Here is a 13,104-nt window from a genome sequence, read left to right as displayed (position 1 = left end):
ACAATTCACTGGGGTGCAGTAATGAATTACCACTTATCTCGCCGCGATGCCTTAAAGATTGCAATGACAGGTCTCGCAACTTCCGCCATTGGCTGTTCAACAAATCTTTCAGAGCAAGCTTCCAGCAAACTCGCTAGCGAGAATAATGTTCGGCTGAACAAATCTATATCGAGCCAATGGCACAACACTTTTGATCGCATTTTTATTGGTGGCGACTACTGGGCTAATCCAATGGAAAACTGGTGTATCAAAAATGGTGCGGCAGAATGTACGTCAAAAGGTGGTAACCGCAGTATTCATTCACTGAAACACCAAATTGTTAATTTAGATAAAAACTTTTCAACCTCGGTTGTTATTGAAAAATATCGAGCTGGCGAAACGGACGGCGGCGCGGGTATTCGTATCGGCGCTAAAAGTGATATTAACGAATACAAAAGCAACTGCTTTGTACAACAAGGCATAGACGCCGGGGTAATTGACGGACAATTAGTGCTTGGCAAAAAGCGCACTCACTTAACCCAAGCTAGCGATAAAGATAAAATAAAAGTGACTTTGTTGGGTAATGTGACCAACGGCATTTATGCATTAACCGCACAAGCTCATACAGAAAGCGATAACCTATTGTTGGCAAGTCTAACTGATTATTATCCTGCCAATGAAGTACAAGGCAATATTGCTGTTGTGAGTAATTTTGCGATTGAATCGAGTGAAAAGCCAGGCCAGCAAGAAATTGGCTCACTCTATCGTTTTACTGATTGGCAAATAAGTGGAGAGGCATTTTGTAATAATCCACAACAAACATTTGGCCCGATATTGTGGTGCATGTACACACTCAATGATTCACGCTCAGAGCAAGGTTTCGTTTTAAAACTGTCTGCGTTAACAGGGCCACTAGGTATAGAAGATAACCACCAGCTCACATTAGAAGTTAAAAAAAGCGGTAAATGGCAAGCTGTTGCGCAAGCAAAGCTAGACCAAGACGCTTGGGTCGCAACCTTCACAGTAAATAATTGGCAAGAAAATTCCGATCACGAATACCGTGTTATATATAACCAAAAACACAAAAACAACAGCACAACTCAAGACGTATTTAGCGGCACGATAAAAGCGAGTCCGACCAATCGCAACTTACGTATGGCGGCTTTGACCTGCCAAAATGATTATGGCTTCCCATATGCACCAGTTGCTACCAATGTTGTGAATATGCAGCCAGATTTAGTGTATTTTTCTGGCGATCAAATTTACGAAAATCACGGCGGTTTTGGTGTGATATACGCCCCTGCGGATTTAGCAATTTTGAATTATTTACGCAAATACTATCAATTTGGTTGGGCATTTAGAGAAGCGATGCGCAACGCTCCAACCGTGGTGTTACCGGACGATCACGATATTCTGCAAGGTAATTTGTGGGGTGAAGGTGGTAACGCCATGAGCGTTCAGGCAATAGCAAGCGGTCGCACTGACAATGCAGGCGGTTATATTAGCCCAGTAAAACTAGTAAACGTTGTGCATAAAACACACACAGGCCACCACCCAGATCCGATTGACCCAACACCTTCAGCGCGCAACATCAGTGTCTACTACACTGAGTTAGTGTACGGCAATGTCAGTTTTGCAATTATTGCCGACAGACAATGGAAAAGCGGCCCAGAAACTTTAAATATTGACGTTGGGGTCAGTGGCAACGACGAAGCACCAAACTATTTCAACCCCAATTTTGACCGAGATGGCCTAGAATTACTCGGTAAACGCCAAGAAGATTTCTTAGAAAAATGGGCGAATGATTGGCGTGGCCACAGTTTAAAAGCCATGCTCAGCCAAACCGTATTTGCCGGTATTTCTACTCACCAGCCGTTACCAGATAGATACTTAAAATACGACTTTGACAGCAGTGGCTGGCCAGCTTCGGCACGAAACCGTGCAATAGAAATTATGCGTAAATCCAAAGCCCTGCATATTTGTGGTGATACCCATTTGGGTACACTTTCGCAATATGGTGTAAATGAGCAACGCGACAGCAACTGGGCATTCTGTACCCCAGCAATATCCGCAGGTTGGCCAAGATGGTGGCGACCTGATGCTATGGGCTTACCAATGAAAAACCGTCCTTCACACGGATTTGAACAAACGGGTGAATACCTAGATAGCTTTGGCAATAAAATTTACGTATATGCAGTTGGCAATCCTCAAGTGGGCAAGTCAGGCAACAGATATATTCAAGCGCATGAAAAAGGCAGTGGTTTTGGTTTTATTGAATTTGATACTCAAAATAAAACCTACACTACTTCTGCTTACAAATTTTTGGTTGATGTGACAGATAAAAATCCAGACAACCAATTTGCCGGTTGGCCTGTGACCATAGCGCAAGACGAAAATATCGGCATCAATAAATTAGGTTAATAAGATGAAGTTTATTCAAACAATTTTAGCCACAACACTAGCAAGTGTTGTGGCTACTGCAACCTTTAGTGGTTGTGTCAGTCAGTTACCGTCAGCAAAACTCGTAGAACAAGTGCAAACTCTAACCAATAAACAAAATTTTCAAACCGACTATTTAGTAACAGGCTCAACAGTTAAGCGTTTAATTGCCGAAGTGTCGATAGAAAAGCCGTATGCAAACTTAACCTTGTTAGCAAACGACAAAGTATTAGTCGATAACGCTAACATTCCCTTTAAAGGCAAACACCAATTAAATTTTTTGGTCGATTTTGAAAAAACCGGCATACAAAAACTGACATTTATTCGCCGCAGTGCGGATATCAAAATTCATTCAATCAAATTTGAAGATGTCTCGGATGTGAACTTGCCAAAATTCACTAACATCTCCAAACAAGCGAATTTTGACACAGAAATCACCTACAAATACGGTGGTCCATCTATCGGAGATATAGATGCAGATGGTGACTATGACTTTGTTTTAAACAACCACAACCATGTACCTACCCAGTTGGTTACCAATAATGGTGATGGTACGGTAAAAATTGAGCGCTTATTTGAACATTCATTAGATTTTCATGGTTCAGCCGTGGGTGATTACGATAACGACGGCGACTTAGACATTATGGTGGCGCAAGGTGGTGCCAATGGTACTAACCCAACCTCGTATATCTTGCTAAAAAACGACAATCAAAAATTTACCAATGCCTCACCTGCAACTGGCATTTTAACCCCAGCGCGAGGTCGCTCGCCGCGTTGGCTTGACCTAGATTTAGATGGTGATTTAGACCTAGCCTTATTTAATGCGAAAACGCCCAATTATGACGGACCAATCCAGCTATTCTACAAAAATAATGGTGATGGCAGTTTTACCCATCTGCAAATAGACGGGATAGAACAAGCTTACGGTGAGCGAGCACTGATCACAGATTTTAACCACGACAATATCGACGATATTGTGATTTATTCACCAATCACTTTGTGGCAAGGCAATGGTGATTTCACTTTTACCGATGTAACGACAAAAATGTTGCCAGCAGAATTTGTCGGTAGTGAGGGTTACAACGCAGCAACAGATATTGATGTAAATAATGACGGTTTACTCGATTTATATTTTGCAGGCAGCCGCACACATTATCAGCTATCGCGTAAATCGATCGATTTTAACCCACAAAGCAAACGATTAGACGTACGTGACGATGGCGAAAAAGGTACAACCTTAATCAATTTTGATGCCAAAGGCAGCGTTAAATTATCTGATATGGATCTCACCTATCGCCAGTACAATGATGGGTTTGCGATATTTTTAGGTAAAAACAAAACCCGCAAAATAGTAAAAGCTAAAGGGTTTCAACCAACACAATTGCCAGAAGAAATGAAAACCGCACCGTCAGAAATGACCTTCCGTGCTGCTGACGCACAAGGCTGGCCTGACGAGCGCAATGTTAATGGTTTATACATTGGCCATATGGGTAATGGCAAATGGCAAGCCGAATGGGTACGCGACCGCAATATTTATTGGACAGTCACCTTCTCTTTAACTGGTTTGTCGGATGTCAGTTACGACTGGCAAGCCAACAACCGTAATGTACAAGATATATTACTGGTGAACCAAGGTGATAAATTTGTTAACGCAAGCAAAGAGTGGAATTTACCACTGGGTGGTAATAGCTGGGGCGTGACCAGAGGTGATGTCAACAATGACGGCTGGCAAGACTTATTTGTGTATAGATATGGTCATTTAAGTGAGCGTATCTCAGATTTATTGCTGCTGAATACGGGTAAAGGAAAATTCGACATTATCACTAGTCATGGGGCGTTCGAACCAACAGATGGTGGCCATGGTGATATGGGGCAATTATTCGATTTTGACCTTGACGGCCAGTTAGATTTATTAAGCGGTAGCGAAGAAGAAGGTCATTGGTATTTATTCAGCAACCAAACAAGTACCAACAACAACTATCTACTTATCGACGTAAATTACAGCCCCAAACACAATATCGACCCCAATGCAGCGCTTGTCAGTATTGAAACTGCATCGGGCAAAAAATATCAGCAGCGAATTAGCTCAGCAGGTGAAATCCATGCACAAAGTTTATTAGACATAGTCCATTTTGGTTTAGGCGACGAGCGAGAAATTAAGTCGGCGACGATTCGCTGGCGCAATGGTGAAACTCAAATACTGACAAATTTAACTGTAAACCGCTTATACCAAAGCACGCCATAAATTCTGAATTTAAGCAAATAGAAGGGTTTAAGACCATGAAAAACTATAAAACAACAATCGCGGCCGCTGTCACACTTTGCCTTGTTAGCGCATGTAATTCAACCAAACAAGTAGAAGTACAAGATGATAACGAACCTGTAATAGTTCAACCAGAGACACCTGAGAAAGATGAAACACCAGAAGAAAATGAGCAACCTCAGGCTAAAGTAATAAATGTAAACACAGCAGACCCAGCTTTCCCTTCTTTTGTCTCATTTGAAGACAACACACCCGCGGGTAAAACATGGCAAAAAGTCACCTCTTTGTCAGATGAGTTTGACATCTGGGATGATTCAAAGTGGTTAAAAACCTTTTGGAATTATGGCGATACACCAGTCAATATGATGGCCAAAAACTCAGGTGTCACCGACGGCTATTTATGGTTAAAAGCGACGTTAGACGAAGGCAGCGCAGACCAATGGTTTGAAACAGCACGCGTTCGTTCAAAAGCTAAAATCAAATTTCCTATGTACACAGAAAGCCGAATTAAAACAGCGCACATCTCCGCTTATAACACCTTTTGGTTAAACAATGGTGATGCTAACAATCGTGATGAAATAGACATCATTGAAAATAATTCAAACCCATCTATGACAGGTGCAAAATACGATAGGTATCCACTTGAAATGCACTCTCAGTATTTTATTGTTAAAGACGGTGTAACCGAACGTGCGGGCGACAACAACCCATCACACAGTAGCCAATTGTCGGAAGGCAATACTTTGAGAGGGGTAAAATGGAACGAAGACTATCATGTTTATGGCGCTTGGTGGAAAGACGCTCACACAGTTCAATTTTACTTAAATGGTGAACCTGTTAATTCTGTTACATCCACCCAAGCTTTTACCTTAGAACAGCACCTGATCTGGGATCTATGGACTCAAGATTCAAGCTGGGTTGGCGGTTTACCGGCAAAATCTGATTTGTTAGATGAGAGCCGCAATACAATGAAAATTGATTGGGTCAGAACTTGGCAGTTGGTTGACGAGTAACCCGTTTAAAATGTCTGCTTTCAGCGAGAAAGCAGACGAAAGTCATTGATATTTTCGACAATTAAAATTGTCATGTAACCAAGTTACTGTTCATCGTCATCTTCCCTGCGCTCTAGCATATTTGCTCATCAAACTGGCGGGCATTTTCGTCACTTACGCGCATTAATGCTCGATAATATGATCAAGATAACTGGGGCGAAAAACCTGTGGTTAATTCTCTTCCCGCTGTGTAGAGAATGTTTGTGCCGAAAAGCTTTTTTCATAGCGCGCATAGTAGCAGGCTAGTTAGATCACAGTTTAAATTCATGGATCAGCTGATTTAAACGTTTGCCTGTGTCATCAATGTCACGCGCTGTATCAACCGTATTAGTGGTTTGTAAGGTAATTTTATCACTGTCATCTTTTATGGTTAAAATGCGCTGATTAATTTCACTAGAAACACTACTTTGCTCTTCAGCTGCTGTCGCTATTTGCACGGCCATTTGAGTAACAGCATCCAGTTCAGTTTTCATAGTTTCAAATGCTTCAACACTCTTAATTACACTCTTAACTGCGTTTTCGCCTTCAAGCTGCAAGTTGTTCATGCTTTGCGTGGCGGATATAGCGCCTTTTTGCAAGGTTTCAATTTGCTGATGAATTTGCTCGGTTGACTCTCGTGTTCTAGACGCTAAATTTCTAACTTCGTCGGCCACAACGGCAAAACCACGTCCCTGCTCACCAGCTCTAGCCGCTTCAATTGCAGCATTAAGTGCTAATAAATTTGTTTGTTCTGCTATACCCTGAATCACGTTTAACACACTACCAATTTGATCGCTGTCTTGATTTAACCTTTCAATCAATAAAGAAGTATTGCCGACTTCTCGAGTTAAGTTTTCCATCACAATTTTGCTTTTCTCAGCACTTTCGGCACTTGAAACCGATAACTCGAAAGTTTTTTGTACACTGTCTGACGTGAGAGTTGCCATGTTCGCGACTTCTTCAATTGTGGTGGTCATTTCATTAATTGCGACAGAAATACTATCAGTAGACGATTGTTGGCTACCCAACAAACCAGAGGTATCAGCCATTGAACTATTTACTGCTTGTGTTGCTTTTCTAATATTATTAGATTCTGCCTGCACACCTAACAAAGTGGTATTAAAACTTGCAATCAACACGTTAAAAGCTTTACTTAATTCCGCTAGTTCATCTTGGCCAGTTTGATCTAATCTGGTTGACATATTTTTTTTGCTCGCCAGTTGGCTAAAAGTGTTAACCATGCTTTTTAACGGCTTGACGATACTATTAGTGACAATAAATGAAAATACGCCAATTAGTATCAATAAAAATGCCATCATAGCGATAGTTTGCACAACTTTGTTTTGCGCGTCAGCGACTAGCAGTTCTTTTGTATCGATAATTTGTGCCAGCACCTTTGCCATAGTTTGATCGTATAAATTAATCACACTGTTATTAATTTGATTCCAATCAACCTCTTGTTTCAAAAGTACTTTTTTATTTACATTTTGATAAATGTCGGAACGTACCTGCAGTGCAACCTCTTCCCACGTTTTATAATCAGGGTGGTTCACCATATTTAAAAATGCACTTTTCGCTTCGTCACTAGCAAAACTATTAAACAACTCAATTGAACGTGAAACCGATGTTGCACCTCGGAAAACTTCGCCAAATATATACGCATCTATCTGCTTTGTAATTGAGGTATATACGTAAGCATTGTGAAAAGAAGTTTCTGCCAGTGCAGACACCAAATTAAAATATGCATTCGACATTCTACTCAAAACTTCGTTTTGACTAGAGATCACGGCAATTTCATTCAGAGTTAAAACTAGCTGTCTGGCGGTTAAATTAAATTGCCACATCACATGGGTTTCTATGCCACTTTCTTTATGTGTGTGACTTTTAGCGGCTGCGCCTTTACGCACATAAACCAGAGAATTAATCAAAGCTGTGACTTGGTTTATTTGCTCTGACAAAACGGTAAATTCACGCAACTTTTGTCTATTTAACTCAATAAATTCAACATAAGCTTTTTGTGCTTTAACAGCTTTTTGATTATAGGTTTGCATTTGTCGCAAACTGTTTTGCACTTGAGGGTCAGTATTATCTATATATTGGCGACTATAATAAGCTTCGTTTAATAGCGCAGAAATATACGGGTAAGTAACATGACCGTACTCTAGCACTATTTCTAGCTCTTTAATTTTATCTTGCTGCGAAAACGCTTGGTTGAGGCGTTCAGATGCAAACATAAAGGTAACGATAAGTGGCACAAGCGATAAAGCTATCATTCTTGTTTTGATTTTAAACCTATTCAATATACGCATACCACACCTACCATCTTTAAATTTAACCACACTTGCCAACCAGAACATTGTCATCAATTTACCATTAACAACATTCAAAGAATTTATACCAGTTTGCACAATACTGCAATAATACAGAGTATGGAAAAGTTACTGTTTGGTTAATAAAGGAGTGACATAGAGAATTATTTGTTCTACATTAACAATAATTGTCAACAATATACAAACAACATAATGAACTTAAAAGTCCTCATTCTTTTTTTAGTCGCATCCTTTTCGGTTTGCGCACATGCTCAACAAAGACCAAACATAGTCGTGATATTGTCGGACGATGCAGGTTATACCGACCTAGGCAGCTTCGGCGGTGAAATTGACACGCCTAATTTAGACTCACTGGCCCAACAAGGTATGCGATTTAGCGCTTTTTATAGCAATGCGCGCTGTAGCCCAACTCGCGCATCGTTATTAACAGGTGTAGATTCAGCAAAAGTAGGATTTGGTGGTGGTGTTGTTGGTGACTGGGTACGCGAATTGCCTTTTGAAGCACACCGCGGTCGTCTTGCTTACGACCAACCGCTTATATCAGAATTGCTCGGTGACAATGGTTACCAAACTCTTATGGTGGGTAAGTGGCATTTAGGTGGTAGTTATATTAAAGATAACCCCCAAATGGCAGAGGGCTGGAAGCGTACTCACCCACCACAAATGCAATTAACACAAGAAGAAATCGAACTTGATTATCTAGCACTCCCACCACAACGTGGTTTCCAACAAAGTTTTGTTTTTCATGGCGCCCAAGGAAATTTATTCTATTTACCAAACAAGCCACATGAATATTACGAGGGTAATAAACCGGCCAAATTAAAGTACGATTACCATTACACAATGCATTGTTATGCGAAAACACCCTTTGCCAAAAAAATGTATAGCGACTGCCATGGCAAAAAAGGTCAAGCTTTTTATGCAACCGACGGTATGACAGACAAAGCTGTCGACATGATTAAAGATGCGTCCAAAAAAGATGATCCATTTTTTATGCATGTGGCTTACCGCGCGCCGCACAAACCCTTGCAAGCGCCTGAAGAATTAGTGCAAAAATACTTAGCTCTCTACAGCGATTTACAAAAAGTTGCCGATGACAGACATGCAGGTTTAGTTAAGCAAGGTCTGTATCCAAAAGATGCAGAGGTGCGTAACAACAACTACATGTGGACTAAACAAGACAAAGTCAAAATTGAAGAATTTAGACTGATGTCAGCCGTTCACGCAGCTATGATGGAAAAATTAGACGAAAATATCGGCAAACTTGTTCAAGGTTTAAAAGACAGTGGTGAGTACGACAATACTTTAATTGTTTATATGTCTGATAACGGCTCAGCGTCACATATAGGTGACTTAATGAATGCACCTTATAACGGTGTAAAAGCACTCTTATGGGAAGGTGGTGCCAGAGCCCATGCCATAGCGACTTGGCCAAATGTTATTAAACCTAATACAATTAACGACGATGTAATTTGGGTCGGCGACTTTATGCCAACCTTTTTAGAAATGGCGAACACACAATTCCCGACCCACTACCGAGGTAAAAAAATTCACCCGTTAGATGGCCGCAGTGTATTAGCCTCACTCAAAGGGGAAAAAATCGCCCCACCAGAAACCATCTTCAATAATGATAAAGGCCAGCAAAGTGTTATTTACCAAGGTCGTTGGAAGCTGTTAATTGAACCCGGCTGGTATCTACAAACTTTGGCGAAATCAGGTGTGAGTATTGAACTGTATGATTTAGCCAAAGATCCAGGCGAAACCAAAAACCTAGTTAAACAGTACCCTGAGCTGGTCACCAAACTGGTAAAAATGTGTGAACAGTGGAAAGTTGCCAACAAAATTACTGATTACGCCGAAATCATTAAACTCAAGCCTAACGATCCGTATTAATGCGGATCGTTCAATCACTAGATAAAATTAGTTATCCAATGAAAAATATTCTCTATTACTTTGCACTACTGTTTTTGTCAGCCTGTGCAAAACAGCAGCTAGAAATCGTAAATAACCTTAAAGTATCACCAGAACAAAGTATCGAAATTCGCTATCAGGTGACAGGCTCACTGACTAAACAAGTAGATATAGAACTACACAATCCAAGTGAATACGCCAGCATCAGCATATTAAGTGGTCAGCAAATCCTTATTGACAATTTGTCGATTCAATCCAGTGGCAAACACAAGTTAAGCGCTTTAGTAAAATTTAACCAAACCGGTGATGCCCCACTGACAATATCTAGCTTGAATGCAACCTTGAATATAGTTTCGCTCAAAATAACTGATATCGCAGAGCTTAAAATTCCACAATACCAAGATATTTCCGAGCAAGCCGGTTTAGATAAAGTTAGTTCAATAAAATACGGCGGCCCAACAATTGCCGATATTGATAATGACGGCGACTATGATTTTATTGTTAATAATCACAATGCTGAAAGCAGCAAACTATATTGGAACAATGGCGACGGCACAGTTAGCAAACATAACAAAGACTTAGCACGCTGGTTTATGCACGACCTCCACGGTATTTCTGCAGGTGATTACGACCAAGATGGTGATCTTGATTTAATAGTAACTCAAGGTGGCGGCAATGGTAAAAATCCGTCAACTGCAAATTTTTACCAAAATAATAATGGCAAGTTAGTGTTAATGACAGGTGACGTCAACATATACAAAGGAGGCCGTGGTCGCGGTGGCTTTTGGATTGATATGGATGTGGATGGTGATTTAGATTTACTCCTAGTCAACGAAACGAGTTTACATGGTGATAAACCACAACATTTTGCTTATGAAAATTTAGGTAATAGCACTTTTGAGTTGCGTCATATTGAAGGATTACTCGATCAACACCCTTCCAGAACACTTGTCACTGACCTAAACCAGGATCAAATTGACGATATCATTTTGTTCAGCCCTCTGTCCGTTTGGCAAGGCAACGGAGACTTTACCTTCACTAACATCACCAAACAATTTCCTGAAAGAATCCGTCAGCTAAAAGGCATAATGGCAGTAGCCGATTTAGATATAGATAACGATGGTGATTTAGACTTATACCTAGCACGCGGTAAAGAATTTGAAAACGGTTTTGGCGAAGCGCCAAGTGTTGATTTTGAACCTGAAAAACAAATATTTTCGATTAAACCACGTGGGTTTAAAGGTACTGACAATTTCAGCTTTACCGCACCAGCCGAAGTCACATTATTCAACCATTATTATCTCACTCAAGGCGAATTTCGTGGCCAAGATTACCCAATATTTTTAGGCAAAAATAAACAACCTCATGTGGTAAAGTCTGGTGATGAATTCACGTTACATCAACAAGCTGCATTAGGCTGGCCACAAGATATAAGCGAAAATGGTGCATATTTTGGCTATCTTGGTGATAACAAATGGCGAGCGGCTTTAGTGCGCAATGGCAATATATTTTGGAACTATAAATTCAGTTTAGCAGGAGTAAATTCAGCAGCTGTTGATTTTCAACCGGAAAATCGCAATATGACAGATGTATTACTGCGCAATGACAATGGCAAATTTGTCGACGTTTCCGGACAATGGAATATTCCTAAAGGTGGCAATTCACTAGGTGTTACAGTCGGTGATTTCAACAACGACACTTTCCAAGACATATTGGTGTACCGTTGGGGGTTAATTCATGCCCGAGGCTCAGATTTAATGTTATTAAACAATGGTAAGCAGCAGTTTATTGCCACCTCTTCGCACGGTGCCAGCGATTCGCTTGGCCCAGGAAACGGTGACATGGGCCAAGCGTTTGACTTTGACCTAGACGGTGATCTTGATTTACTCAGTGGTAGCGAAGGTGGTGAATGGTATTTATATCAAAACCAAACGTCCAATCCAGTTAAACAAGCACAAACAAACTATGCATTAGTTCGAGTGGGCTATTCACCTAAAGCTAAGATTGACGCTATATCGGCAGTGGTTACAGCTAAAGTAGGTGATAAAACTTACCGACAAAAGGTTGGCTCCGCAGGTTCAGTATTCTCACAAAGTTTACTCAATATTGTCCATTTTGGCTTAGCAGAACATAAAAGCATTGAGCAAATAACAGTTAAATGGCGCAACGGTGAAACCGCGAGCTTTGACAAGGTTTCTGCTAATCAAATCATAGATGCTGGTGTAACTTTAACAGCTGCGCACAAACAGAATAACCAAGTTGAAAATAGTGCAGATTACATCGTGCCTTATATCAAAATATTAAACCGCAGTGAGTTTGAAAACAAGCCACTTAAAATAGGTGATAAAGTAACGTTACAAGTGGAATATCATGCAGGAACGGGCAACCGAGTTATTAAGTCAGACCAAGGTGGAATACGTTTTTGGCTGCGACATTTTAAATCTAAATGGATACCGGTAAAAGATGTGGTCTTGGTTGATACTGCTGTTATTGGCCGTGAATCTGGCACCTCAAAAATGACCTTTGAGCTTGCTGATTTAATACCAACTACAGAGTTAGCCCAGCAACATTTCTATCAATTTAGAGTGTCATTTACCTCAAGCAACGGCGATATGCTCGACGAAGTAATTTATCCACTCAACTTGGTGGACTGATATAACAGCGAAAATGTTTAATTGGCTAACCACAAGACCATACAGCTGACATTGGTATCAATTGTGTCCGAGTAATAGTTGATTTATAGTTAGTTAAATTGTTACAGGACGCTGTATGGCAAATTCTCTTAAAAATAGAAGTTACTTTAGCGGCCACTTGCCAAAGTTTACTAAAAAAGAACTTTCTCGCTTAGATAACTCTAAATCGTCTGAGATGTTATTAAAAGCTGCGAAATACTTAAAACAATCAGGCAAAGAGTATAAAGTTGGTTGATGCTCAAAGTTATTAGACTGACTGATAAATCCATAATATCGAACAAACAAAAAAGATTACGATTAATCAAACAGCTACAGCCAAAGAATTTAGCTCAAATTTAAACTAACAATCACCGACTTTAAAGCGGTTAACTGTCAGGTCAAGTCTGAGCTAGTACACGTAAGTGTGTTAACACCAAGCGATTTTGTCGCACTTTAATTACCAAGCGATTCTGTCGTAG

General features: G+C 40.4%; 7 protein-coding genes. 6 read left to right on the top strand and 1 reads right to left on the bottom strand.

All coding sequences use genetic code 11. The features are described from left to right. Positions 1 to 21: 21 nt before the first annotated feature. From WSC_RS0100035 to WSC_RS0100025, 3 genes are read left to right on the top strand one after another with little or no spacing between them, the layout of a single operon-like run. Complete coding sequence (locus WSC_RS0100035) at positions 22 to 2,400, top strand: alkaline phosphatase D family protein (RefSeq protein ID WP_016953858.1); 2,379 nt, start codon at positions 22 to 24, stop codon at positions 2,398 to 2,400. A gap of 4 nt (positions 2,401 to 2,404) precedes the next feature. Further along, a complete protein-coding gene (locus WSC_RS0100030) occupies positions 2,405 to 4,663 on the top strand; it encodes a CRTAC1 family protein (protein WP_016953857.1) in 2,259 nt (752 codons plus the stop codon). Positions 4,664 to 4,698: 35 nt separating this feature from the next. Then, positions 4,699 to 5,694: a LamG domain-containing protein gene (locus WSC_RS0100025; protein WP_016953856.1), complete on the top strand. Its 996-nt coding sequence runs from the start codon at positions 4,699 to 4,701 to the stop codon at positions 5,692 to 5,694. A 290-nt stretch (positions 5,695 to 5,984) separates the two neighbouring features. Here the strand turns inward: WSC_RS0100025 and WSC_RS23735 are convergent, their stop codons facing one another. Continuing rightward, entirely contained in the window at positions 5,985 to 8,075 is a 2,091-nt protein-coding gene (locus WSC_RS23735; RefSeq protein WP_157447134.1) for a methyl-accepting chemotaxis protein, read from the bottom strand. Between the two features lie 159 nt (positions 8,076 to 8,234). Between WSC_RS23735 and WSC_RS0100015 the strand changes: the two genes are divergently transcribed. The 3 genes from WSC_RS0100015 to WSC_RS24780 all read left to right on the top strand — a co-directional run bounded on the left by WSC_RS0100015 (position 8,235) and on the right by WSC_RS24780 (position 12,881). Continuing rightward, on the top strand, positions 8,235 to 9,935 hold the full coding sequence (locus tag WSC_RS0100015) for a sulfatase-like hydrolase/transferase (RefSeq protein WP_082196077.1): 1,701 nt from the start codon (positions 8,235 to 8,237) through the stop codon (positions 9,933 to 9,935). 38 nt (positions 9,936 to 9,973) lie between these two features. Next, entirely contained in the window at positions 9,974 to 12,607 is a 2,634-nt protein-coding gene (locus WSC_RS0100010; RefSeq protein WP_040393430.1) for a CRTAC1 family protein, read from the top strand. 115 nt (positions 12,608 to 12,722) lie between these two features. Next, positions 12,723 to 12,881, top strand: coding sequence for a hypothetical protein (locus tag WSC_RS24780; RefSeq protein ID WP_016953852.1), 159 nt, complete (start codon positions 12,723 to 12,725; stop codon positions 12,879 to 12,881). Positions 12,882 to 13,104: the final 223 nt, after the last annotated feature.

The sequence above is a fragment of the Catenovulum agarivorans YM01 genome, from assembly GCF_000281085.1.
In the GTDB taxonomy this organism is placed as follows: Bacteria; Pseudomonadota; Gammaproteobacteria; order Enterobacterales; family Alteromonadaceae; genus Catenovulum; species Catenovulum agarivorans.
Note: the sequence above shows the minus strand (reverse complement) of the source record. Positions and strands in the feature narration are given on the sequence as shown.